General features: G+C 69.1%; 23 protein-coding genes and 1 pseudogene. 12 read left to right on the forward strand and 12 right to left on the reverse strand.

Translation table 11 applies throughout. The features are described from left to right. Positions 1 to 84: 84 nt before the first annotated feature. On the forward strand, positions 85 to 612 hold the full coding sequence (locus tag FHY06_RS15675; protein ID WP_026346494.1) for a phosphatidylglycerophosphatase A family protein: 528 nt from the start codon (positions 85 to 87) through the stop codon (positions 610 to 612). A 40-nt stretch (positions 613 to 652) separates the two neighbouring features. Next, positions 653 to 1,165, forward strand: coding sequence for a CinA family protein (locus FHY06_RS15680; RefSeq protein WP_184605734.1), 513 nt, complete (start codon positions 653 to 655; stop codon positions 1,163 to 1,165). 20 nt (positions 1,166 to 1,185) lie between these two features. Here the strand turns inward: FHY06_RS15680 and FHY06_RS15685 are convergent, their stop codons facing one another. Further along, positions 1,186 to 2,370, reverse strand: coding sequence for an Acg family FMN-binding oxidoreductase (locus tag FHY06_RS15685; protein ID WP_038115207.1), 1,185 nt, complete (start codon positions 2,368 to 2,370; stop codon positions 1,186 to 1,188). 88 nt (positions 2,371 to 2,458) lie between these two features. Between FHY06_RS15685 and FHY06_RS15690 the strand changes: the two genes are divergently transcribed. Both FHY06_RS15690 and FHY06_RS15695 read left to right on the forward strand, forming a co-directional pair. Further along, a complete protein-coding gene (locus tag FHY06_RS15690) occupies positions 2,459 to 2,953 on the forward strand; it encodes a nuclear transport factor 2 family protein (protein WP_184605735.1) in 495 nt (164 codons plus the stop codon). Further along, the gene (locus tag FHY06_RS15695; RefSeq protein ID WP_126183961.1) at positions 2,950 to 3,270 is read left to right on the forward strand and encodes a GNAT family N-acetyltransferase; all 321 of its coding nucleotides are present in this window, start codon (positions 2,950 to 2,952) and stop codon (positions 3,268 to 3,270) included. Before FHY06_RS15690 ends, FHY06_RS15695 begins: the two co-directional genes overlap by 4 nt. Positions 3,271 to 3,472: 202 nt before the next feature. Here FHY06_RS15695 and FHY06_RS15700 read toward each other — a convergent pair whose 3' ends face one another. Together FHY06_RS15700 and FHY06_RS15705 are read right to left on the reverse strand one after the other, a co-directional pair. Next, positions 3,473 to 4,726, reverse strand: coding sequence for an MFS transporter (locus FHY06_RS15700; protein WP_440870528.1), 1,254 nt, complete (start codon positions 4,724 to 4,726; stop codon positions 3,473 to 3,475). 102 nt (positions 4,727 to 4,828) lie between these two features. Further along, on the reverse strand, positions 4,829 to 5,620 hold the full coding sequence (locus FHY06_RS15705) for a YecA/YgfB family protein (RefSeq protein ID WP_019655645.1): 792 nt from the start codon (positions 5,618 to 5,620) through the stop codon (positions 4,829 to 4,831). A gap of 58 nt (positions 5,621 to 5,678) precedes the next feature. On the opposite strand from FHY06_RS15705, the gene FHY06_RS15710 reads away from it, so the two are divergent. Both FHY06_RS15710 and FHY06_RS15715 read left to right on the forward strand, forming a co-directional pair. Then, positions 5,679 to 7,466, forward strand: a complete 1,788-nt coding sequence (locus FHY06_RS15710; RefSeq protein ID WP_184605736.1) for an FMN-binding glutamate synthase family protein — start codon at positions 5,679 to 5,681, stop codon at positions 7,464 to 7,466. After that, positions 7,463 to 8,383 (forward strand): BUD32 family EKC/KEOPS complex subunit, encoded by a 921-nt coding sequence (locus FHY06_RS15715; protein WP_019655643.1) that lies wholly within the window; start codon positions 7,463 to 7,465, stop codon positions 8,381 to 8,383. Before FHY06_RS15710 ends, FHY06_RS15715 begins: the two co-directional genes overlap by 4 nt. Here FHY06_RS15715 and FHY06_RS15720 read toward each other — a convergent pair. The 4 genes from FHY06_RS15720 to FHY06_RS15735 all read right to left on the reverse strand — a co-directional run bounded on the left by FHY06_RS15720 (position 8,380) and on the right by FHY06_RS15735 (position 10,342). Continuing rightward, the gene (locus FHY06_RS15720; protein ID WP_260310461.1) at positions 8,380 to 8,577 is read right to left on the reverse strand and encodes a hypothetical protein; all 198 of its coding nucleotides are present in this window, start codon (positions 8,575 to 8,577) and stop codon (positions 8,380 to 8,382) included. The two genes, FHY06_RS15715 and FHY06_RS15720, sit on opposite strands and share 4 nt — an antisense overlap. A gap of 465 nt (positions 8,578 to 9,042) precedes the next feature. Beyond that, the gene (locus FHY06_RS15725) at positions 9,043 to 9,288 is read right to left on the reverse strand and encodes a hypothetical protein (protein ID WP_020723168.1); all 246 of its coding nucleotides are present in this window, start codon (positions 9,286 to 9,288) and stop codon (positions 9,043 to 9,045) included. Continuing rightward, positions 9,285 to 9,881: a type VI secretion system amidase effector protein Tae4 gene (locus FHY06_RS15730; RefSeq protein ID WP_244164351.1), complete on the reverse strand. Its 597-nt coding sequence runs from the start codon at positions 9,879 to 9,881 to the stop codon at positions 9,285 to 9,287. The genes FHY06_RS15725 and FHY06_RS15730 overlap by 4 nt, the downstream gene beginning before the upstream one ends. Before the next feature lie 32 nt (positions 9,882 to 9,913). Beyond that, a complete protein-coding gene (locus FHY06_RS15735) occupies positions 9,914 to 10,342 on the reverse strand; it encodes a PIN domain-containing protein (RefSeq protein ID WP_019655639.1) in 429 nt (142 codons plus the stop codon). Between the two features lie 118 nt (positions 10,343 to 10,460). On the opposite strand from FHY06_RS15735, the gene FHY06_RS15740 reads away from it, so the two are divergent. Further along, positions 10,461 to 10,928, forward strand: a complete 468-nt coding sequence (locus tag FHY06_RS15740) for a surface-adhesin E family protein (RefSeq protein WP_184605737.1) — start codon at positions 10,461 to 10,463, stop codon at positions 10,926 to 10,928. Here the strand turns inward: FHY06_RS15740 and FHY06_RS15745 are convergent. Continuing rightward, positions 10,914 to 12,164, reverse strand: a complete 1,251-nt coding sequence (locus FHY06_RS15745) for a THUMP domain-containing class I SAM-dependent RNA methyltransferase (RefSeq protein WP_019655637.1) — start codon at positions 12,162 to 12,164, stop codon at positions 10,914 to 10,916. The two genes, FHY06_RS15740 and FHY06_RS15745, sit on opposite strands and share 15 nt — an antisense overlap. An 88-nt stretch (positions 12,165 to 12,252) precedes the next feature. On the opposite strand from FHY06_RS15745, the gene FHY06_RS15750 reads away from it, so the two are divergent. The 5 genes and pseudogenes from FHY06_RS15750 to FHY06_RS15770 all read left to right on the forward strand — a co-directional run bounded on the left by FHY06_RS15750 (position 12,253) and on the right by FHY06_RS15770 (position 16,798). Beyond that, positions 12,253 to 14,079, forward strand: coding sequence for an ATP-binding response regulator (locus FHY06_RS15750; protein WP_184605738.1), 1,827 nt, complete (start codon positions 12,253 to 12,255; stop codon positions 14,077 to 14,079). Positions 14,080 to 14,163: 84 nt separating this feature from the next. Continuing rightward, the gene (locus tag FHY06_RS15755) at positions 14,164 to 14,760 is read left to right on the forward strand and encodes a cytochrome b (protein ID WP_405054316.1); all 597 of its coding nucleotides are present in this window, start codon (positions 14,164 to 14,166) and stop codon (positions 14,758 to 14,760) included. Next, a complete protein-coding gene (locus FHY06_RS15760; RefSeq protein WP_126183969.1) occupies positions 14,757 to 15,374 on the forward strand; it encodes a YceI family protein in 618 nt (205 codons plus the stop codon). Before FHY06_RS15755 ends, FHY06_RS15760 begins: the two co-directional genes overlap by 4 nt. A gap of 79 nt (positions 15,375 to 15,453) precedes the next feature. Beyond that, positions 15,454 to 16,101: pseudogene (locus FHY06_RS15765) on the forward strand (YceI family protein). A 49-nt stretch (positions 16,102 to 16,150) separates the two neighbouring features. Then, positions 16,151 to 16,798, forward strand: a complete 648-nt coding sequence (locus FHY06_RS15770) for a LysE family translocator (protein WP_019655632.1) — start codon at positions 16,151 to 16,153, stop codon at positions 16,796 to 16,798. A 10-nt stretch (positions 16,799 to 16,808) separates the two neighbouring features. Here FHY06_RS15770 and FHY06_RS15775 read toward each other — a convergent pair whose 3' ends face one another. From FHY06_RS15775 to lptA, 4 genes are all read right to left on the reverse strand, one after another. Next, positions 16,809 to 18,383 carry a phospholipase D family protein gene (locus tag FHY06_RS15775; protein WP_184605739.1) on the reverse strand — a complete coding sequence of 525 codons (1,575 nt, stop codon included), beginning with the start codon at positions 18,381 to 18,383 and terminating at the stop codon, positions 16,809 to 16,811. Positions 18,384 to 18,506: 123 nt separating this feature from the next. After that, entirely contained in the window at positions 18,507 to 20,108 is a 1,602-nt protein-coding gene (gene rpoN, locus FHY06_RS15780; RefSeq protein ID WP_132802492.1) for an RNA polymerase factor sigma-54, read from the reverse strand. 154 nt (positions 20,109 to 20,262) lie between these two features. After that, positions 20,263 to 21,057, reverse strand: coding sequence for an LPS export ABC transporter ATP-binding protein (gene lptB, locus FHY06_RS15785; protein WP_019655629.1), 795 nt, complete (start codon positions 21,055 to 21,057; stop codon positions 20,263 to 20,265). Beyond that, a complete protein-coding gene (gene lptA, locus FHY06_RS15790; protein WP_019655628.1) occupies positions 21,054 to 21,770 on the reverse strand; it encodes a lipopolysaccharide transport periplasmic protein LptA in 717 nt (238 codons plus the stop codon). Before lptA ends, lptB begins: the two co-directional genes overlap by 4 nt. Between the last annotated feature and the right edge of the window lie 73 nt (positions 21,771 to 21,843).

Consider the following 21,843-nt stretch of genomic DNA (forward strand, 5'->3'; position numbering starts at 1 on the left):
ATGCGCGACACTCCCTCCCCGATGCAAGCCGCTTCCCCCCATACTTCCTCTTCGTCTTCCTCGTCCACCACGACTTCCGGCGCCATGCCCCGCCCTCCGATGCGCCGCGCCACGCTGCGCTTCCTGCTGTCCCACCCCGCGCACTTCATCGCGCTGGGCTTCGGCTCGGGCATCTCGCGCATCGCGCCCGGCACGGTGGGCACGCTGTGGGCCTGGGTCGCGTTCTCGGTGATGCAGCTGTGGTTCACGCCGGCCGCCATCGGCTGGATCATCGCGGCCTCGCTGCCGATCGGCTGGTGGGCCTGCACCGTGACCGCGCGCGACATGAACGTGGCCGACCCCAGCCCCGTGGTGTGGGACGAAGTGGTCGCCTTCTGGATCGTGCTGTGGCTGGTCACGCCGGCGGGCCTGCTCGCGCAGACCGTCGCCTTCGCGCTCTTCCGCTTCTTCGATGCCGCCAAGCCGGGCCCGGTGGCCTGGGCCGATTCGCTCTTCAAGCAGCGCGACTCGACGGAGGTGGGCTGGTGGCGCGCAGGCTTCGGCATCATCCTCGACGACCTGGTGGCGGCCTTCTGCACGCTGCTGGTCATCGCGCTGTGGCGCGCGTGGTGAGCGCGATGATTTCCCTGTCTTCTTCTCCTGTTCTTCCTCCATGCAACTGAACAAAGCCCTCGCGGACCATGACACGCCCGAACTGGTCGTGGTGCTGGCCGAGCTGCTGCAGAAAAAACGCTGGATGCTGGCCACCGCCGAGAGCTGCACCGGCGGGCTGATCGGCGCCGCCTGCACCGACCTGGCGGGCTCGAGCGTGTGGTTCGAGCGCGGCTTCATCACCTATTCCAACGAGGCCAAGACCGAGCTGCTGGGCGTGGACGCAGGCGTGATCGCCGCGCACGGCGCAGTGAGCGAGCCGGTGGCGCGGGCCATGGCCACGGGTGCGATCGCGCATTCGCCGCCCTCGCGCGTGGCGCTGGCCGTGACCGGCGTGGCCGGACCCACGGGGGGCACGCCCGAGAAGCCTGTGGGCACGGTGTGGTTCGGCTGGTCGGTGGACGGCGAGGTGCGCACCGAGCGCCGCCGCTTCGACGGCGACCGCGCCACGGTGCGCGCGGCCACGGTGCATCACGCGCTGCAGACGATGGTCGAGCTGCTGCTCGCGCACTGAAGGCGCACCGAGCGCGCAGCTCAGGCCGCCATGAAGTCGCCCAGCGGCCGGCGCGGCGCGGGCGGCACCGGCGCCATCGGGTAGCCGACGCGGCACATCATCTGCAGCGTGGTGCTGTGCCTGTCGCGCGGCGGCGCAACGCCCAGCAGCATGTGGTGCGCGGCGGCGTGGTGCGGCGCCATCTCGGCGAACTCCTCCAGCGGCTGGCTCATCGGGTGCATGCCCAGGCCCAGGTCGGTGGCGCGCAGCTGCTGGCGCACGTAGGTGCGGCCTGCCGCGATCTGCTCGGTGCGGCTGTTGCCGCGCGTGCTGAGCCAGATGAAGCCCATGGCGGTGTTGGCCTGGTCCTCGTAGAGCTGCAGCGTCCGGCGGAAGGCCAGGCTGTCCTCCGGCGCGGGCCCGCTGCGGTCGAACCGGCCCAGTGCCACGGCCACGCGCAGCGCCGGGTCGTTGAGCGAGAGGCCGTCGCGATGCGCGAGGATCTCCTGCGGGCCGACGCGCAGCAGCCGCAGGTTTTCCATCGCGGTGCCGGGCGTGGTGAGCTCCACGCGTGCCGCCTCCGCGCAGAGCTTGCGCAGCGCGAGCACGCGCGCCGTGTCCACCGTGCCGGCCGAATTCACGATGCCGCCCGCGGGCACCATCGAGGACAGGCCCTGCAGGACATCCGCGGACACCGGCCGCATGAGGTCGAAGCGCTGCTTGGGCGTGCGCCGCCGCAGCACCTGCGCGAACAGCGGATCGGGCACGCCGCCGCCTGCCAGCCGCAACCGCGCCACCGGGATGTGCGGCCATCGCACCGGCTCGCCGGTCAGCTCGCCTTGAGGCCACAGCTGCACGCTGGCCTGCACGCCGTGGTGGGCCAGCGCCATCACCAGCAGTTCGATGAAGGCGCCATGGCCGATGACCACCTGGCGGCCGAAGGGGTCGCTCTCGGGCTGCACGCGCTCGCGGTCGCAATACACCACGATGGCGTCGGGCTCGCGCAGGTCGACCAGCCAGGGCTGGCGGTTGTAGGCGGTGGGTGCGGTGACGGCGTAGGCGATGGCGCGCCTGCGCAGGTCGGGCTCGTCGCCGGGGCCGTTCCATATCTCCAGCGCTGCCGGCGGCACTTCCGAGTTCAGCCACCAGGTCGCCAGCGCGGCCGCACCCGCTGCCATGACGACGCCGCCTCCCAGCAGCCGCACGAAGTTTCTGCGCTCATCCATCGCGCGGATTATCGAAAGGGCGCCAACAGTTAACAATGGCTTAAGCTCCGCCGACCGCCCCGAGGAACCCAACAACCATGAGCCTTCCATGACCGCAGCCACCAACGCACAGACCATCGAGCGCTTCTACAGCGCCTTCGCCCGGCTGGACGCCCCCGCCATGGAAGCCTGCTACGCGCCCGACGCGGTGTTCGACGACGAGGCCTTCTCGCTGCGCGGGCGCCGCGAAGTGGGCGGCATGTGGCGCATGCTGGCCGGCGGCACCAAGGCCAAGGGCGCCGACGTGTGGAAGCTCACCTGGCGCGACGTGAAGGCCGACGACAGCACCGGCAGCGCCCACTGGGACGCGCACTACCGCTTCACCGCCACCGGGCGCATCGTCGACAACAGCATCGACGCACGCTTCACCTTCACGCCCGACGGGCTGATCGCCACGCACCGCGACAGCTTCCCCTTCTGGACCTGGTCTCGCCAGGCGCTCGGTGCACCCGGCCTGCTGCTCGGCTGGTCGCCGATACTGCGCAAGAAGGTGCGCGCCACCGCCGCAGCCAACCTCGCAACCTTTCTCGCACGACAGCCATGAGCACCAACGACACCGCCCTCGCCCTCTCCAACAACGAAGCGCAGCACCGCTACGAGGCCACCCTCGACGGCAAGCTGGCCGGCTATGCCGAATACAACCTGCTGACCGACGCGATCATGTTCACCCACACCGAGGTGCTGCCCGAATTCGAGGGCAGGGGCGTGGGCTCGGGCATCGCGAAGCACGTGCTCGGAGAGGCGCGCGCCAAGGGGCTGCACGTGATTCCGGTGTGCCAGTTCATCGCAGGCTACATCCGCAAGCATCGCGAGTACGCCGACCTGGTGCGGCCCGATATCCAGCGCGCCTTCAAGATTTGAACGTGGCTCGCCCCCAGGCTGAGCGCACTTCGTGTCGCTTCGCCAACCCCCTTCCGGGGGCAACACCAGCGGCCCGGCAAAGCCGGTTCCGCGGTAGCACTGGCCTCGCCCCCAGGCTTCGCGCACTTCGTGTCGCTTCGCCAACCCCCTTCCGGGGGCAACACCAGCGGCCCGGCAAAGCCGGTTCCGCGGTGTTCCTTGATCAGGCTTGGGTGTTCTTCGGCGCGGGCAACCAGGCGAAGGCGGCGATGCCCGCCAGCAGCAGCGCAGCGATCGTGCCCAGCACGGCTGTCAGCGGGTCGGCGCCGTGCGCCGCTGCAATCGATGCGGCCACGCCGGTGCCCCACTGCATGAGCGCCACGCCGAGGAACATCGCCATCGTGAACACGGCCATCGCGCGGCCGGTGAGCGTGGCCGGATAGGCGCCGCGCACGTCGGCGTACTGCCAGACGATGAAGCCCGAGAGCACGCCGATCAGCACCATGCCGGCGATATCGAGCCATGCCGAGTGCAGCACGGCGATAAGCGCGAAGAGTCCCGCATAGCCGAGGCAGCAGACCGTGATCCAGCGGCGGCGCGAAGCGGCGTCTTCGCGGTCGAGTCGGCCGAAGAGCGGCGCGCCGACGAGCGAGATCACCGACACCGCCAGCGCCACGTTGCCGCTCTGCACCAGCGAGTAGCCGTGGCGCTCCATCATCAGCGGCCCCAGCCAGAGGCCGCGCAGCGAGATGAAGGCCGCATACGTGACGGCGCCCAGCACCATGATGCCGAGCGTGTGCGGCATCGCGAAGAGCGCGCCGAACTGGCGGATCGCCTCGGGGATCGACTCCCGCCTGCCGTCGGAAGCCACGGTGGGCTCGTGCACCCAGAACCAGATCGCCAGCCACGCCAGCGCCGCAGCGAGAGCCAGCACCAGGAAGCCCGCGCGCCATGAGTACGCCTGCACCAGCCACGCCAGCGGCGTGCCGGTGACCAGCATGCCCACGCCGCCGATGGCCAGCACCATGCCCGACACGGTGGCGAAGCGCGCCGCCGGAAAGTGCCGCGCGATGAACACCGTGCACACCAGGAAGGCCGGCGCGCAGCCCACGCCGATCAGCGCCTGCCCCGCCACCAGCACCAGGTAGCTGGACGACACCGCCGACAGCAGCGCGCCCGCGATCGCGACCGGAAAGGCCACCAGCACCGTGCGGCGCACGCCGTGCAGGTCGATGCCGATGCCCATGAAGAGCTGCATCGCGCCGAACGCGAAATGAAAAGCCCCCGAGAAGATCCCGAGGGCCTGTGCGGAAAGATGGAAATCGGCCTGCAGCGGACTCGCCATGATGGCGCCCACCGTACGGAACGCCTGGCTCAGCGCGACCCCGGCGCACAGCGCCAGGACCATCGCCCAGGCCGCGCGCGGCGTCAGCGGCTCGGCGGCCGGAGGCGGCGGCAGCGGCGCATCGGAGTTCATTCAGGAATACCGCGGAACCGGCTTCGCCGGGCCGCAGGTATTGCCCCCTGGAAGGGGGTTGGCGCAGCGACACGAAGTGCGCGAAGCCCGGGGTGAGCCAAGTCACTCACCGTGGCACTTCTTGTATTTCTTGCCGCTGCCGCAGGGGCAGGGGTCGTTGCGGCCCGGCTCGGGTTGCTTGCGGATCGTCTCGGCCTTGGGCCCGAGGCTCTTCCAGAGCTGGCGCAGGTCGTACACCGCCCAGATGGCGGCGCCGAAATCGTCGAGCCGCTGCTGGCTCACGCTGGGCGGGGCGTCGTCGCTGTACATCGACAGCACGGGCTTGCCGGTGTCGTCCTCGGTGAGGGCGACGATGTTGTCGAGCGCGTCGTTCAGCATGCGCGCGGCGTCCTTGTCGCGCGGCTCGGCCCAGTCTTCGGGCCAGTTCTCCACGGCGTACATGAAGCCCAGCGCCCAGACCTGGGCGAAGGAAGGAATGGCCTCGCCGGCCACTTCCGCGCGCTCCTCCTCCGGCAGCGAGGCGATGGCGCCGCGGGTGTCGAGCACCTCGGGCTGCCAGCTGCGCTCGTCGTCCAGCGATTCGACGGGGGCGTCGAGACCTTCCTCGATCTCGATCCAGCGGCGCTTCCAGTTCCAGACGAACTCCATGTGCTGGGCGGACGAGAAGTTCTCGCCCAGCAGCACGGGCCAGTATTCGGACGGCATGATGGGCCGGCGGGTGCAGATCAGGGCGGCCATGAAGCCTTCACAGAACTCCCACTGGGGGATTTCCTCGTCGTGCTCGCGCATGGCGTCGAGGGCCTGGTCGAGGGCGTCGAAATCGTCGGGACCGAGGGGGGTGCGGGCTGCGGGGGTGCTGTCGGGGGGCGAAATGGGGTCGGGAATGGTCGTCATGGCAAGTTCGGGGCAGCCCTCTATGATGCAGCAGGCCGCGGCCGAGACTATTTCTTCTATGCCCACGATTATTCCGTTTCCGACGCGCTACAGCGCTTTCGCCCTGTGCGTGGTCGGTCTGGTGGCCTGCCTGGCCTTCGTGCTGGTCTCGCCGCATCTCTGGCTGGCCTGGATCGGCGTGGTCGTCTTTGCGGTACTCACAGGTACCGGCGTGCACGATCTGCGGCAGGCCCGGCACGCCATCCTGCGCAACTATCCGGTGATCGGGCACCTGCGCTTTCTGCTGGAGTTCATCCGGCCCGAGATGCGGCAGTACTTCATCGAGAGCGACTCCGAGGCCGCGCCCTTCTCGCGCGCCCAGCGCTCGCTGGTGTACCAGCGCGCCAAGGGCGACCCCGACAACCGCCCCTTCGGCACGCAGCTGGACGTGACCCTCGCGGGCTACGAGTGGATCAACCATTCGATGCGCCCGACGAAGCTGGCGGGCCACGACTTCCGCATCGTGATCGGCGGCACGCCGCAGCCGGGGGGTGCGAACCCTGTCCAATCGGCCGAAGCCGGGCCGTCCCAAGGCGGCCGAGCCTCCCCCTCGGGGGGTGGCGAAGCACACGCAGTGGCGAGCCGGGGGGCCAACCATCCTTGCACCCAGCCCTACAGCGCGAGCGTTTTCAACATCTCGGCCATGAGCTTCGGTGCGCTGTCGGCCAACGCGATCCTCGCGCTCAACAAGGGCGCGAAGATGGGCGGCTTCGCGCACGACACCGGCGAAGGCTCGATCTCGCAGCACCATCGCGTGCACGGCGGCGACCTGATCTGGGAGATCGGCTCGGGCTACTTCGGCTGCCGCAACGACGACGGCAGCTTCAGCGAGGAGCGCTTCACCGCCAATGCGCGCGACCCGCAGGTGAAGATGATCGAGATCAAGCTGAGCCAGGGCGCCAAGCCCGGCCACGGCGGCGTGCTGCCGGCCCCCAAGGTCACGCCCGAGATCGCGGCCGCGCGCGGCGTGCCGGTGGGCGTGGACTGCATCTCGCCGGCCTCGCACAGCGCCTTCTCCACGCCGACCGAGATGATGCATTTCGTCGCCAGGCTGCGCGAGCTCTCGGGCGGCAAGCCCACCGGCTTCAAGTTCTGCCTGGGCCATCCGTGGGAATGGTTCGGCATCGTCAAGGCGATGCAGGCCACCGGCATCACGCCCGACTTCATCGTGGTCGACGGCGCCGAGGGCGGCACCGGCGCGGCGCCGGTCGAATTCAGCGACCACGTGGGCGCGCCGCTGCAGGAAGGCCTGCTGCTGGTGCACAACACCCTGGTGGGCGTGAACCTGCGCCACCGCATCAAGATCGGCTGCGCCGCCAAGGTGATCACCGCCTTCGACGTGGCACGCATGATGGCGCTGGGCGCCGACTGGTGCAACGCCGCGCGCGGCTTCATGATGGCCCTGGGCTGCATCCAGGCGCAGAGCTGCCACACCGGCCACTGCCCCACGGGCGTGACCACGCAGGACCCGCTGCGCCAGAAGGCGCTGGTGGTGCCGACCAAGGCCGAGCGGGTGCACAACTTCCACCGCAGCACGCTGCATGCGCTGCAGGAGCTGGTGCAGGCCGCAGGCCTCGACCATCCGCAGCAGATCACCGCGCATCACATCGTGCGCCGCATCTCCGACACCGAGGTGCGCCTGCTGAGCAACCTGGTGATGCAGGTGCAGCCGGGCGCGTTGCTCGGCCCGCTCGACGAGCAGCACAATGTCTTCCGTACCTACTGGCCGCTGGCCAGTGCAGAGAGTTTCCAGCCCGTCACCCAGGGCCCGAAAGGGCTGGTGGAGGGCTTCGCAATGGCCGCATGAATCCACTGAGTAGAGGCGCCGGCCGGCGCCTGCAATCGCGCAAGGGCGCAGCTTCGGCGCCCGCGCCCCTCGACGCAGTCTCCCCGAACCCGCCCGCGCCCGGCGACTACGCGGAGTTCCTGCGCATCACCCTGCCGCAGCAGAAGAAGAACGTGGCCAGCCACCGCTTCGGCAGCGAGCGCGTGTGGCTCAAGAAGGCCGGCCCGCGCCACGGCAAGTGGGGCTACCGCGTGATGGCGGCGGTCGCACGCATGGCGCGCCTGGACATCATCAAGCCCGTGCCCAACCCCGGCGGCGAGGCCGCCATCGCCACCGAGGCGCGCCGCCTCAAGCAGCTCGCGGCGGCAGGCCTGCGCGTTCCCGTGGTGCTCGCACAGCAGCCCGACGGCCTGCTGATCTCCGATCTCGGCGAAAGCGGCCGCGCGACGGTCGTGCTGCAGGAGCGGCTCGACCAGGCCGCGGCCGCCGGCCCCGCCGCGCTGCTGTCGGTATGGCGCGAGGGCCTCGCAGCCATCGCCGCCGTGCACGTGTGCGGACAGCACCTGAGCCAGGCCTTCGACCGCAACCTCGTGCAGTGCCCCGACGGCGTGATCGGCTACATCGACTTCGAGGACGACCCCGCCGAAGTCATGACCCTGGCCGAATGCCAGGCCCGCGACTGGCTCAGCTACCTGCACTCGACCGCCATGATGCTCGAGGCCGCGGCCCCGCAGGCCGCCGGCCAGCACTGGCACGCGGCCCTGGCCGGCGTGGGCGAAGAGGTGCGCGAGCGCATCGCCAACGCCGCGAGGCGCATGAAGTGGGCGCAGAAGCTGCCGGCCAGCCGTCGCTGGGGGCGCGACACGCAGCGCGTGCGGGCGGTGGCGCGGCTGCTGGGGCGGTGGCATCTGCAGTCTGCCAATGGGGTGCAGCACTAGCGGCGGCCGAGGCGCTTCTGCTGCCACTTGCGGAACAGCCGGTCGCCGAGCCAGCCTCCAGCGGGCAATGCGCCAAGCTGGATGGCAAGCGCAACCATGTACGCGCGACTCAAGTCGTCGTCATTCTTCGCGAAATTGAGTTCGTACCAATGGCCCACCGGGCCGATGAGCTTGTAGAAGAAGAGCCCGAGCATGCCCGCTCCGGCAACGATGAAAAGCACTCGGATTGCAGGGCTCATGACGCGATTCGGAAGAAGCTGCCCACGGGGCGGGGTGTCGCCGGGCGCCATTCGACATATGGAAACTGGCAGCGACGCGGCAGCCTTCTTGCAAGGCCCCAAAGCAACCGGAGCGCCAAGACGGCTATTGCCGATCGGCTCGTTTCTTCAGCCATTTGCGAACCAACCAATCGCCAAGCCAACCCCCAGCGACGAGACAAAGGACTTGTATTGCAAGGGCAATTGCGAAGGCTTGCGTCAGATCGCTCTCACTTTCAGCCTTGTTCATTTCGTACCAGTGGCCAATGGGTACGAGGAGCCCCTTGGTCACAACAAAGCCGAGTTCGAGTCCGCCCAACACGATGCCAATGAGGCGAAGCAGAATTTTCGATTGATATCCCGGAGTCATATGCGTTGCGGTGGCGACGCTTGGCAGAGGCTCTATTTGCGGTCGGACTGTCTCTTACGCCACTTGCGAAACAGCCGATCGCCGAGCCAGCCGCCGATGGCGGCGGCAATCGCCTGGACAGCAAGCGAGAGTGCATAGACATCAGACAGGTCGTCGAAACTCCGAGCCCGATTCACTTCGTACCATTGCCCCGCAGGGATAAGCACGCATACCGCAACGAGAAAGCTGAGCGCCAGCGCGCCGGCTACGATGCAGAGCACTCGAGCAAGTAGTTTCATAAGACAGGCCAGAACCATATGGCTTGTGCTTGGCGCATGTCGGTCAACACTCCTTCCCATGAGATGTGCCACTGAATCAGAAACCACGAAGACCGCTTCGTCATCCGCGAACCATTCCAGAGGTCGATGTGGTCACCCTGCCGCCCCTCGCCCCAGTAGTTCTGGATGAACACGATCCCTGTGCGCCCGGCGATTTTCTCGAACCCATCCTTGCCCGAGTACTTCTCGGTGCGAGACATCAGACCGGCCTTGCCCGAGTCCAGCCAGTTCGCCAGCTCCTGGGCCCTGATCGGGTACTTCGGCCTGTCCTTCTGCCAGGAATAGACGCCCGGAAAGCTGCCGAGGCTCAGGCTTGAGCGGATGAACGCCGCGCCCACGTTGATGGCACATTGATCCTTGTAGACGTCCTTGTCCAGCAAGGCGTCGTCTCCCTTGATCGTCGGATGGTTCGCCCAGAGGGTCGCGAAGGATGGCTGCATGAGTTCCAGTTGGTCGAGGCAAGCAGAAGCCTGCGATGCCATCACCGCAACCCCTCGCCCTTCTGAAAAATATAGAGCCGCTTCCAGAAATCCCGGCGATGGAAAGGTTGTCAATTGATTCCTGACGCCAAGAACCAACGTCGCCGCTAACCGCCGTACGCCGCCTGCACCACCACCCCGCGCAGCGCGAGACGCTTCTTCATCGACAGCACCGCCCGGTCCTTGCTCAGCAGCAGGGCCTTGTGCGCCACGGCGAGATCGATAAAGACCTGGTCGTCGGGGTCGCTGCATACGCAGGGCGCGCGCGGCGGCCTGCCTTCGAGCATGCGCACGCGCGCGTCGAAATCGGCGAGCACCGCGGGCAGCTGCAGTTCGCGCTGGGCCATGCGCCGGGCGATCAGCGGGTAGCCCAGCACGCGCTCCAGTTCGATGCGCATGGCGGCGGTGGCGAGCCAGCACAGCTCGCCGGCAGCCAGCCGGGCGGCCAGCGGGGCCCAGGCGGGGTCTTCGAAGACCAGCAGGTCGAGCGCGATGTTGGTGTCGATGACGACGGGGCCGGGTTCTGTCAACGTCATGGAATGTTCAGGAAACGCCGCCGATGTTGCACCATACGAGGTCGGCGTCAGGTCCATGTCGGCCCGGTACGCGAAAATACCCTCCTGGACACACCCTTCTTCGACCACGCCTTCCTTCATGAAACGAATACCGCTGCTTTGCCTTGTCCTGCTCGCCTCGGCGGGTGTCCGGGCCGAGTGGCTGACCCTCACGGGCACGCCCGGGGACGCCGCCAGCAGCTATGTACAGGTCGACCCGAGCAGCATCGAGGTGGACGGCTCGTACCGCACCGTGGCGCTGCGCATGAATCTGAGCGAAGGCCGCCTCAACCGTGACGGCGTCAGGTTCCGCTCTTTCCAGGGCGTCGCCATGGTCGATTGCGACGCCCGCAGCGCCCGTTATGTGAGCGCAAGCTACTTCTCGCTGCCCAATTTCGTGGGTGAACCGGTCCAGGTGAAGCATTTCGAGGAAGGCGACGTTCGCCCGGTAACGCTGCCCGGCGCGCCTGCCGAACTGGCCGCGCGCACGGTCAATGCGGCGTGCGCCGTGCGGCCGAAGCAGGCGCCCAGGTCCGAGGGCGGGGGCGGCGAATCACTTCCGCGCTGAGCCCGCGACCATGTCGAAGCGGAACAGGCGGCATTCGATGGGCCCGTTCCACATCGGCACGCGGCGCGATTCCTTCAGCCGCATCAGCTTCGGCAGCTTCAGGTCGGGCGTGAGCACCCAGGCGGTCCAGCCGGCGTAGTTCTTCTTCCAGTGGGTGGCGAGCTGCGGGAAGAAGTCGCCGCCGTCGCCCTCGGTGGACTGCGCGGCCTCGCGCGCGCCAGGGCGGCCTCCTCCCCCTGCGCCAGCGACGCCGCCCACGGCGATGCGCTCGCCGTACGGCGGATTGAGCATGATCACGCCGCCGCCCTCCACGGGCGGCATGCGCTGCAGGGCATCGCCGCCGCGGAACTCGACGCCCTGCGCCACGCCGGCGCGCTCGGCGTTGCGCTGGGCGAAGTCGACCATGCGGTGCGACACGTCGGAGCCGAACACCGGGGTGCCGCCGCCGGCCACGGCCCGCTCGGAGTCCGTGGCCTCCTGCCTGATCGCCGACCAGACGTGTGCCTGGAACGGCAGCAGCTTCTCGAAGCCGAAGCGCCGCAGCGATCCGGCCGCGATGCCGCGCGCGATCTGCGCCGCCTCGATGGCGATGGTGCCGCTGCCGCAGCAGGGGTCGTACAGCGGCTGGCCCGAGACTTCACCGGTCTCGGGGTTCCACCAGCCGCTGGCAGCGAGCATGGCGGCGGCCAGGGTTTCCTTCAGCGGGGCGTCGCCCTTGTCCTGGCGCCAGCCGCGCTTGAAGAGCGGCTCGCCGCTGGTGTCGATGTAGAGCGTGCAGGTGTCGGTGGTCAGGTGGGCGAACACGCGGCAGTCGGGCCACTGGGTCTCGATGCTCGGGCGCACGCCGTTGGCCTTGGCGCGGAAGCGGTCGGCGATGGCATCCTTGATGCGCAGGGTGGCGAAGTTCAGGCTCTGCAGCGGGCTGTGCTGGGCGGTGGTTTCGATCTTGAAGGTCTGCTTGGGCGTGAACCAGATTTCCCAGGCCACGCCGCTGGCGAGCGCATAGAGGTCGTTCTCGCTGCGATAGGGCCCGTGGGCCAGCTCGACCAGCACGCGCTGCGCGAGGCGGCTGTGCAGGTTGAGCTTGAGGCCGTCGCGCCAGCCGGCGCGCACGCGCACGCCGCCGCGCAGGGAGAGCAGGTCTTGCCCGGCGCGGCCGGTCAGGGCGTGCACCTCCTGGGCGAGGAATTCCTCGACGCCGGCGGCGCAAGGCAGGAAGAAGGAGAGATCGTTCACGGAAAACTGGCACCGGGGAGCCCGAAGCCCGACTAGGGGACTCCATTGTCGCCGCGTCACGGGCCTTCTCTATATAGTCGATTCGCCGATGACTCCCACCCCCGCCCCTTCGCCCGCACCGGCCGCCTCCGGCAGCGGCGACCGCTTCGCGATCCAGTGCGAGGTGCTGCGGCTGTCGATCCGCCCCATCGGCCCGGTGCTGCTGGCGCAGTACCTGCTGAACTGCGGCGTGGCGGCGCTCTTCGCCTGGCAGGTGTCGCTGGCGCGCGCGCTGGTGTGGATCGCGCTGATCACCGGGGTGACGGTGATGCGCGGCTTCTTCCCGCAGCGGCTGCCGGAGCCCTTCACGCCCGCCACCCTGCGCGAGGCCCAGCGCACGCACACGCTGCGCACCGCCGTCTGGGAGCTGGCGCACGGCCTGGCCGGCGTGCTGCTGTTCGACCCCACCCGCGCCGACCTGCAGCTGCTGCTGGGCCTGATCGTCATGGGCATGACGCTGTCGTCTGCCTTCTCGGTGTCGTTCTACACGCCGGCCACGCAGCTGGCCATCACGCTCCTGCTGGCGCCGATCATCGTCGTCGGCCTCTGGCTGGGGGCGCCGGTGATGGCTGCGGTGGCCGTCATCGGCATCGGCCTGACCGCGATGATGTGGAAGCTGGTGGCCGAGCGCTCGCGCCAGCTCGAGGAGAACATCGGCCTGCGGCTCAACGAGCACCGCCTGCGCGAGCAGGCCCTGGCCGGCCTGCGCGCCTCCGAGCAGGCGCAGGCCGAGCGGCTGCGCTTCTTCTCGGCCGCCAACCACGACCTGCGCCAGCCGGTGATGGCCATCGGCCTGCAGGCCGAGGTGCTGCGCCAGCAGCTGGACAGCGGCGCCGGCATCGAGGCGGTGCAGCGCACGGTGGGCTCCCTGGCCCGCGCCCAGCAGGCGCTGGAGGGGCTGACCAACCAGCTGCTGGAAATCGGCAGGATCGAGGCCGCGGTCGATCCGCTGCGCCCATCCAGCGTGGCGCTGGCGCCGCTGCTGCACGAACTGGCGCGGCAGGCGGGCGAGGGCCGGGTGCTGGTGCGCTGCCCGCCGGATGCCCTCGCCTGGAGCGACGCCGTCTCGCTGCGCCGCGTGCTCGCCAACCTGGTCGACAACGCGGTCAAGTTCACGCCACGAGGGCGCGTGCTGCTGGCGGTGCGGGAACGCAGCCGCGACACCGGCCGCGCCTGGCGCGTGGAGGTGCGCGACAGCGGCATCGGCATTGCGGCCGAGGCCCAGCAGCGCGTGTTCGACGACTTCGAGCAGATCGGCAACGTCGAACGCAACCTGCAGCGCGGCCACGGCCTGGGGCTGGCGATCGTTCGGCGGCTGGCGGCCCACCTGGGCATCGAGGTGACGCTGCGCTCGGCGCCCGGGCGGGGCTCGGTGTTCGGCTTCGAGCTGCCGGCCGCGCCCGAGGGAGCGGTGGCGGCCCCGTCGCCGACCGTGCCAGACAACGACAGGGCCGATGCCAATGCGGCCAGCCCGCTGCGCCCCGGCCTCGCCGTGCTGGTGGTGGAAGACAACGCGGTGGTGGCCGACAGCCTCACCGCGCTGCTGCGGCAGTGGGAGGTCGAGCCGCGCGTCTACGCCAGCGCGGCCGAAGCGCTGGCGCTGGCCGACCTGCAAGCGCTCGACGCTGCCCTGTGCGACATCCGCCTGCCGGGCACGCTCGACGGCATCGCGCTGGCCGAGAGGCTGCAGCGGCAGAAGCCCTCGCTCACGATCGCGCTGATCTCGGCCGACATCAACGAGGCGACGCAGCGGCTGGCGGCCGAACGCGGCTGGCATGCGCTGCGTAAGCCGGTGCAGCCGCAGGAACTGCAGCGCATGCTGCTGCGCGCACAGCAGCAACAGCAGCTACCGCAACAGCAACGGGCGCACGGCTGAGGCCGCCGCAGCGGTGCGATCTGGCACAACGCGTGCTCCGTGCTTCGGGATATGCTCCGCGCACAGGCCGCCGCCCTGCCCCCGATGTCCACCGACATGCCCTCCCCCTCTCCTGCCGCCGGTACGCCCCGCCTGCGCTACGACCCGTTCGCGATCGCGCTGCACTGGCTGCTGGCTGTATTGATCGTCGGCTCCTTCGGCGTGGGGCTCTACATGACGGGGCTGCCGTTCTCGCCGCTGCGGCTGAAGGTCTACAACTGGCACAAGTGGGCGGGCGTGACCATCCTCGCGCTGTCGGCGCTGCGGCTGCTGTGGCGGCTCGGGCACCGGCCGCCCGCGCTGCCGGCGGACATGCCGGGCCTGCAGAAGGCCGGCTCTCGGATCAGCCACACGCTGATGTACCTGCTGTTCTTCGCCGTGCCGCTGTCCGGATGGGCCTACAGCTCGGCCATGGGCATGCCGGTCTCGTGGTTCGGGGTGCTGGCGCTGCCCGACTTCATGGCCGTCGATCACGATCTTGCCGAGGCGGTGCTGCAGCCGCTGCATCGCAACTGCGCCTTCGCGCTCGCGGGCATCACGCTGCTACACGTGGCGGCGGCGCTCAAGCACCACTGGATCGACCGCGACGGTCTGCTCAAACGGATGTGGCCGGGGCCACGACAGGAATCTGCCGGATCATGAACTCACTTCCTTCCCGCCTTCTTTGCCGCGGTCTTTCGCGGCTTCTTCCCCCGCTGCTGGCGCTTGTGGCGGCATTGCCGGCCGGCGCCGGCCCGGCCGCGCCCCCCGCCGCGAAGCTGGTCGCCGACAAGAGCCAGATCGTGTTCGTCACCAGGCAGATGGGCGTGCCCGTGGAAGGCAGCTTCAGGAAATTCGACGCGCAGGTGGCCTTCGACCCGAAGAAGCCCGATGGCGGCAGCGTCGCGCTGCAGATCGACACCGCCAGCGCCGGTTTCGGCGTGCCGATGAGCGACGCCGAGCTGCCCAAGCAGCCCTGGTTCGACGCCGCGCACTTTCCGCAGGCGAGCTTCCAGTCGAGCGCCATCAAGGCGCTGGGCGAAGGCAGGTTCGAGATGGCGGGCAAGCTCACCATCAAGGGCGTTGCCAGGCAGGTGACGGTGCCGGTCAGCATCGCGCCTGCACCGGGGAGCAACTACTCGGTGGCCACCGGAAGCCTTACGATCCAGCGGCTCGACTACAAGGTGGGCGAAGGCGAATGGACCGACACCTCGGTGGTCGGCAACGAGGTGCAGGTGCGCTTCAGGTTCACCCTCTCGGGGCTCGGGCCGCTGTGAAGCCGCAGCCCCATCCTTCCTCGCGCGGACATTCCGGATTTCTTCTTTCCTCTCTTTCATGACTCAGGCAGACAACGCCATGAAAAAGCTCCTCCTCGCCACGGCCCTGTCGGCCGCCGCATTCACCGGCATCGCCAACGCACAACAACAAGTGCAGCTGCCATCGGAATTCGCGCCAGCCGCCGCCGCCAAGCCCGCGGGCGGTCCGGCCAGGAACGCCAACTACGTGATCGACCCGACCCACACCTTCGTCATGTACGAGATGGGCCACTACGGCACCACCACCAACCGCGGCCGCTTCAGCACCAAGGACGGCTCGGTGCAGATCGACGGCACCGGCACCAGCGGCAAGGTCGACATCACCATGGACATCAGCTCCATCAACACCGGCGTCGACCTGCTCAACCGACACGTGCAGAGCAAGGACTTCTTCAACGTGGCCGAGTTTCCGACCGGCCGCTTCGTGGCCGACCGCATCGACTTCTCCGGCGACAAGGTGGTCGACGTGCCCGGCAGGCTCACGCTGATGGGCCAGACCCGCCCGGTGACGCTGAAGGCCGTGCGCTTCAACTGCTACCTGAGCCCGCTGATCAACCGCCAGGTGTGCGGCGGCGACTTCGAGACCACCGTGGAGCGCAGCGACTGGGGCATCACCTGAGGCCTGAACTTCGGCTTCGAGAACAAGGTGAAGCTGCTGGTGCAGGTCGAGGCGGTCAACGTGCAGTGACGGCCTCGCGCCGTACGAAGAAGCAGAACGAAAAGAAGGAGACACGGCCATGATCGACACCACCCTCGCCCTGCTCGGCATCGCCGGCGCCATGACCGTGGGCGCGATGAGCCCGGGCCCCAGCTTCGTGATGGTGGCGCGCACCGCGGTGACCTCGCGCGCCGACGGCCTCGCCGCCGCGCTCGGCATGGGCGCGGGCGGGCTGGTGTTCGCGATCGCGGCGCTGGCGGGGCTGCAGGCGGCGTTCCTCGCGGTGCCGGCGCTCTACCTGGCGATCAAGGGACTCGGCGGGGCGTACCTCGTGTACCTGGGCGTGCGCATCTGGCGCGGCGCGCGGCAGCCGCTGGCCGTGGCGCAGGAGGCCGGCGATCCGGCGCAGCGCCTGCAGGGACGCGGCAGGCGCACCTTCCTGCTGGGCCTGGCCACGCAGGTGAGCAACCCGAAGACCGCCGTGGTCTACGCGAGCATCTTCGCGGCCTTCCTGCCGCGCGAGGTGCCGCTGGTGCTGGCACTCGCCGTGCCGGCGGTCATCTTCTGCATCGAGGCGGGCTGGTATTCGATCGTGGCGCTGGCGCTCTCGTCGGCGGCGCCGCGTTCGGCCTACCTGCGCTACAAGGTCTGGATCGACCGGGCGGCAGGCGGCGTGATGGGACTGCTGGGCCTGCGGCTCGTGTGGTCGGCCGTGCGCGGCACCTGAGGCTGCGCGGCTACAGGAGGCTCTCCGGCGTCAGCGGGGCCAGTATCTCGAGCATGGTCCGGTCCCAGAAGCGGGAATCGGGCTCCTCGGTCAGCACCGTGAGCTTGCCCGCATCGTCGCTGACCCATTCGATGCGCGACTCGTTGCTGCCCTCGGCGAAGCGCAGCCTATAGGCGCCCTGCTGCTTGAGCACGTCGATGAGCTTCAGCGCCTGCTGGGCCATCTCGGGGCTGCGGATGAAAAGGCCGATCTCGGTGTTGTGCGTTTCCGAGCGCGGGTCGAAGTTCATCGAGCCGACGAACAGAATGCGCCGGTCGATCACCGCCGACTTGGCATGCAGCCTGCCCACCGAGGTGCCGAAGAGGCCCAGCCTCACGCTGCTGCGGGTGCGGTTGGTGCTCAGTTCATAGAGGTCGGCGCCCAGCTTGAGCATGTCGGGCCGGTAGCGGCGGTAGGCGGTGTGCACCAGCGGCTCGTCGGTGGCGGCGAGCGAGTTGGTGACCACGCTGATCTTCACGTTGCGCCCTCGGATCTCGCGCATCACCTCCAGCCCCGAGGCGCCGGGGATCAGGTAGGGCGAGACGATCGTCACTTCCGAACGCGCGCGCCGCATCTGCTCGACCACGTTGTAGCGCACGCTGTCGACGTCCAGCAGCGGCACGCCGCCATACGAGGCGGTCTTGCCGATCACGCGCTCGGGCGAATCGGCATAGGCTTCGGCGGTGGTCCAGATCAGGCCGAGCTTGCCGGCGTCCAGGTCCTCGGCCATCGGGCTGTAGCCCAGCAGGTCGTTGGGGGCGGGCTTGGGCGGCGGGGGCGTGGTCTCGGGGCCGGTGGCGAGCTCGAAGCGCTGCTGAAGCTCCTCGCGCGAGAGGCTGCTGCCCACCACCGACTGGATAGGCCGCACGTAGACGCTGTTCCAGTACTGGTCGAACAGGCTTCCAAGGCGCGGGACCAGCGCGCCGGTGACGAAGGTGTCGAGGTCGATGAAGTTCTCGCCCGAGGTGCGCCTGAAGTACTGGTTGCCGATGTTGCGCCCGCCCGCCACCGCCATCGCGCCATCGGCGATGAACAGCTTGTTGTGCATGCGGCGGTTGACGCGGCTGAAGTCGAAGAGCGAGGCGGTGAAGCGCTTCAGCAGGCTGCCGCGGCCTGCCGGGAAGGGGTTGAACAGGCGCAGCTCCACGTTGGGCGTGGCGGCCAGGCCCAGCAGCAGTTCGTCCTCGCCGGAGGTATAGAGGTCGTCCATCAAGAGCCGCACGCGCACCCCGCGCTGGGCGGCGTCGCGCAGGGTGCGCAGCAGGTAGCGGCCGGTCTCGTCGTTCTCGATCTGGTAGTACTGCACGTCCAGCGTGCGCTGCGCGCGGCGCGCGAGCTGGATGCGGGTGTCGAAGGCGAAGTCGCCGCCGGGCATCAGGCGGAAGCCGCTCAGGTCGGGGTCGGGCTGGGAGGCCAGCGCGATCCTGCCGAGCGCCGTGTCGGCCGAGACGGCGATGGTCTTGGTGGGCGGGCGCGGGGCCTCGTCGGGCAGCGTGGCGCAGCCCGTGACAAGCAGCACGAGCAGGGCGAACACCGCAGCCACCATCCAACGCCACGCGAGCCCATTCCAGGAACACCGCGGAACCGGCTCCGCCGGTCCGCAGGTGTTGCCCCCTGCAAGGGGGTTGGCGAAGCGACACGAAGTGCGCATAGCCTGGGGGTGTGCCAGTTACAAGGCTTTGCGCAGGTTGGCGGGCGCGATGCGCAGCGCCTCGCGGTACTTGGCGACGGTGCGGCGCGCGCACTCGATGCCCTGCTCCTTCAGCATCTCGGAGATCTGGCTGTCCGACAGCGGCTTCTTCACGCTTTCGGAACCGACGAACTGCTTGATGAGCGCGCGCACCGCGGTGCTCGACGCGTTGCCGCCGGTCTCGGTGCCCAGCGCCGAGCCGAAGAAGTACTTGAGCTCGACCGTGCCGAAGGGCGTGGCCATGTACTTGGCGGTGGTCACGCGCGAGATGGTCGATTCGTGCAGGCCCAGCTCGTCGGCGATCTCGCGCAGCACCAGCGGGCGCATGGCGAGCTCGCCGTGCACGAAGTAGCTCTTCTGCCGCTCGACGATGGCGTTGCTCACGCGCAGGATGGTGTCGAAGCGCTGCTGGATGTTCTTGATGAACCAGCGCGCCTCCTGCAGCCGCTGCGACAGCGCCTGGCTGCCCTCGCCCTTGTGCGACTTCAGCGCGCCGGCATAGATGTCGTGCACCCGCAGGCGCGGCATCACGTCGGGGTTGAGCATCACGCGGAACTTCACGTTGGTGCCGCGGCCGGTCTTGGTGACGATCACGTCGGGCACGATGACGTTGCGCTCCACGTCGACGAAGCGCCGGCCCGGCTTGGGCTCCAGCCGCGCGATGACCTGCAGCGCCGAGCGCACCAGCTCCTCGCTGCTGCGGGTGAGCGTGGCCAGGCGCTTGAAGTCGCGGCGCGCGAGCAGCTCCATGGGCTGCTTGCAGATGGCCAGCGCCGTCTTGCGGACCAGTTCCTCTTCCTCGGTCTCGTCGTCGCTCGCCATGGCGCGCAGCTGGATGCTCAGGCATTCGCCGAGGTCGCGCGCGCCGACGCCGGCGGGCTCCAGGCTCTGCAGCAGGCCCAGCGCCACCTGGAAGTGGTGCACGAGGTCGTCGAATTCGTCGTTGTCGTCGCCCGCCAGGCCCGAGGCCAGCGCGGGCAGCGAGTCTTCGAGGTAGCCATCCTCGTTGAGCGATTCGATGAGGAAGCGCAGCGCGGCGCTGTCGCTCTCGTTGAGCCGCAGGCTCAGTGCCTGGCGGTGCAGGAAGGACTGCAGCGACTCCTGGCTGCGCGCGAGCTCGGTGGCATCGGCGCGCTCGTCGTCGCCGGCGTTGTTCTGGCGCGCGGGCGCGTCGCTGCCCCATTCGCTGTCGTCAGGCGCCATGTCGACGGTGCCATCGCCTTCCCAGTCGGGCTCGCGCTCGGCGATCTCGGCGGCGGGGCCGTCGGCGTCGGCGACTGCCGTGCCTTCCGTGGAAGAAGTCGCGCTGCTGCTGCTCGCGGCCGAGGGGGCGAAGTCGCCCTCGCCGTCGGCGCCATCGCCGCCGTCATCGCGAGGGACCGGCGCGTCGGCGGTGTCGAGCCCGAATTCCTCGCGCACGGCCTCCTCGGCGGTGCGCTCCAGGAACGGGTTCTCGTCGAGCATCTGCTCCACTTCCTGGCTCAGCTCGAGCGTGGAGAGTTGGAGCAGCCTGATCGACTGCTGCAGCTGCGGCGTGAGCGCCAGGTGCTGCGAAACGCGAAGGGACAACCCCTGCTTCATGAGAAGACGGCTCCCCCCGAGGCAGCACGCCGCGCGCCACGCCAGTTCCCTGCCGGGAGCGGGCCGGCCGCTTCGGGCGGCCGTGCACACCAGCCCTCGCGAAGGGGCTCCACGCGCATGGCGACCACGCTTGCCGTTGACCCTCGCAACATGATCACATCCGGAAGTGCTCGCCCAGGTACACCCTGCGTACCTCGGCGTTGTCGACGATCTCCGAAGGCGTGCCTTGTGCCAGCACGTGCCCGTCGCTGATGATGAAAGCGTGGTCGCAGATGCCCAGCGTCTCGCGCACGTTGTGGTCGGTGATGAGCACGCCGATGCCGCGCTCCTTCAGGAAGCTGATGATGCGCTGGATCTCGATCACCGCGATCGGGTCGATGCCGGCGAAGGGCTCGTCCAGAAGAATGAAGCGCGGCTGCGTGGCCAGGGCGCGCGCGATCTCGACTCGGCGGCGCTCGCCGCCCGACAGCGCCATCGCGGGCGAATCGCGCAGGTGGTCGACGCGCAGGTCGACCAGCAGGTCGGTCAGGCGCTCCTCGATGTGCTCCTTCGACAGGGGAACCAGCCTGCCTTTCGCGTCGGGCTCGCTCTGGAGCTCGAGCACGGCGCGCACGTTCTCCTCGACCGTGAGCTTGCGGAAGATCGAGGCTTCCTGCGGCAGGTAGCTCAGCCCCATGCGGGCGCGGCGGTGGATCGGCATGTGCGCGATCGGCTCGCCGTCGATGGAGATGTCGCCGGCGTCGGCGCGCACCAGCCCCACGATCATGTAGAACGAGGTGGTCTTGCCCGCGCCATTCGGCCCGAGCAGCCCGACGACTTCGCCCTTCTGCACGTCGAGCGAGACGTCCTTCACGACGGTGCGGCTGCCGTAGCTCTTCTTCAGGCCGCGCGCGACCAGGCGGCTGCCCGGTGTGCCGCTGGCGTCCTGGGTTCCTGCGGATTCGATCACTTGCGCGTGTCTCCCTGGTCACTGAGCGTGGTGCTCGGGCGCAGGCCGGCGCCGGGAGCCGGGGTGGGCGCCGGCGCAGGGGCCTTGGCACCGCCGGCCGGAGCCGGAGCGCCCGGGGCCGGCGCGGTGGCGGCCTTGGGAGTGAGGATGGTCCGGACGCGGCCGCCAGGGGCCGAGGCGTTGACGGCGGTGTTCGGCGGCACGGTCGAGCCGTTGACGGTGTAGGTGTCGTTGCTCTGGTCGTAGACGATCAGCGCGCCCTGGCTCTCGTCGTTGGGCGTGGCGCCCAGCAGGCGGCGCATGACGGCGTTGCGGATGAACTTGACGTTGTCGGCGCGGCTGTCGTACTCGATGACTTCCGACTCGCCCTCGATCCACTCGTCGGGCGCATTGCGCTTCTGCTTGTAGTAGGCCCGCTTGCCGGGCGCCGCAGTGACCACGCCGTACTGGTAGCCCTCGGCGTCCTGGCGCACATCCAGCCGCGCGCCACGGATGATGATCGTGCCCTTCGTCACCAGCACGTTGCCGGTGAACACGCTGGTCTGCTTCAGGTCGTCGTAGCGCATCGCGTCCGACTCGATGTTCATCGGCTTGGAGCGGTCGGCGGTCTCGGCCACGGCGCCCGACGCGAGGCCTGCCAGCAACAGGGCGCCGGCGGCCAGCCGGCCGATGCGACGCAGGAAGGAGGTGGTGGGGTGAGAGTGCAATGTCATAGAGGCACGAAACTTGCTCGGCATTGTATGCGGCTGCGTGCTCCTGCCCCGCCCGCACAGATGAAAAAGCCCG

Origin of the sequence: Variovorax atrisoli (genome assembly GCF_014195185.1) — a bacterium.
Classification (GTDB): Bacteria; Pseudomonadota; Gammaproteobacteria; order Burkholderiales; family Burkholderiaceae_C; genus Variovorax; species Variovorax atrisoli.

Excerpts from the sequence above, each read along its gene's own strand:
- FHY06_RS15760 (WP_126183969.1), top strand. The coding sequence starts at position 14,757 with ATGAACTCACTTCCTTCCCGCCTTCTTTGCCGCGGTCTTTCGCGGCTT.
- FHY06_RS15705 (WP_019655645.1), bottom strand. The coding sequence starts at position 5,620 with ATGACGACCATTCCCGACCCCATTTCGCCCCCCGACAGCACCCCCGCA.
- FHY06_RS15675 (WP_026346494.1), top strand. The coding sequence starts at position 85 with ATGCCCCGCCCTCCGATGCGCCGCGCCACGCTGCGCTTCCTGCTGTCC.
- FHY06_RS15700 (WP_440870528.1), bottom strand. The coding sequence starts at position 4,726 with ATGAACTCCGATGCGCCGCTGCCGCCGCCTCCGGCCGCCGAGCCGCTG.
- FHY06_RS15720 (WP_260310461.1), bottom strand. The coding sequence starts at position 8,577 with ATGCTCGGGCTCTTCTTCTACAAGCTCATCGGCCCGGTGGGCCATTGG.
- FHY06_RS15710 (WP_184605736.1), top strand. The coding sequence starts at position 5,679 with ATGCCCACGATTATTCCGTTTCCGACGCGCTACAGCGCTTTCGCCCTG.
- FHY06_RS15750 (WP_184605738.1), top strand. The coding sequence starts at position 12,253 with ATGACTCCCACCCCCGCCCCTTCGCCCGCACCGGCCGCCTCCGGCAGC.
- rpoN (WP_132802492.1), bottom strand. The coding sequence starts at position 20,108 with ATGAAGCAGGGGTTGTCCCTTCGCGTTTCGCAGCACCTGGCGCTCACG.
- FHY06_RS15770 (WP_019655632.1), top strand. The coding sequence starts at position 16,151 with ATGATCGACACCACCCTCGCCCTGCTCGGCATCGCCGGCGCCATGACC.
- FHY06_RS15685 (WP_038115207.1), bottom strand. The coding sequence starts at position 2,370 with ATGGATGAGCGCAGAAACTTCGTGCGGCTGCTGGGAGGCGGCGTCGTC.
- FHY06_RS15735 (WP_019655639.1), bottom strand. The coding sequence starts at position 10,342 with ATGACGTTGACAGAACCCGGCCCCGTCGTCATCGACACCAACATCGCG.
- FHY06_RS15690 (WP_184605735.1), top strand. The coding sequence starts at position 2,459 with ATGACCGCAGCCACCAACGCACAGACCATCGAGCGCTTCTACAGCGCC.
- FHY06_RS15755 (WP_405054316.1), top strand. The coding sequence starts at position 14,164 with ATGTCCACCGACATGCCCTCCCCCTCTCCTGCCGCCGGTACGCCCCGC.
- FHY06_RS15725 (WP_020723168.1), bottom strand. The coding sequence starts at position 9,288 with ATGAAACTACTTGCTCGAGTGCTCTGCATCGTAGCCGGCGCGCTGGCG.
- FHY06_RS15740 (WP_184605737.1), top strand. The coding sequence starts at position 10,461 with ATGAAACGAATACCGCTGCTTTGCCTTGTCCTGCTCGCCTCGGCGGGT.
- lptA (WP_019655628.1), bottom strand. The coding sequence starts at position 21,770 with ATGACATTGCACTCTCACCCCACCACCTCCTTCCTGCGTCGCATCGGC.
- FHY06_RS15775 (WP_184605739.1), bottom strand. The coding sequence starts at position 18,383 with ATGGTGGCTGCGGTGTTCGCCCTGCTCGTGCTGCTTGTCACGGGCTGC.
- FHY06_RS15680 (WP_184605734.1), top strand. The coding sequence starts at position 653 with ATGCAACTGAACAAAGCCCTCGCGGACCATGACACGCCCGAACTGGTC.
- FHY06_RS15695 (WP_126183961.1), top strand. The coding sequence starts at position 2,950 with ATGAGCACCAACGACACCGCCCTCGCCCTCTCCAACAACGAAGCGCAG.
- FHY06_RS15715 (WP_019655643.1), top strand. The coding sequence starts at position 7,463 with ATGAATCCACTGAGTAGAGGCGCCGGCCGGCGCCTGCAATCGCGCAAG.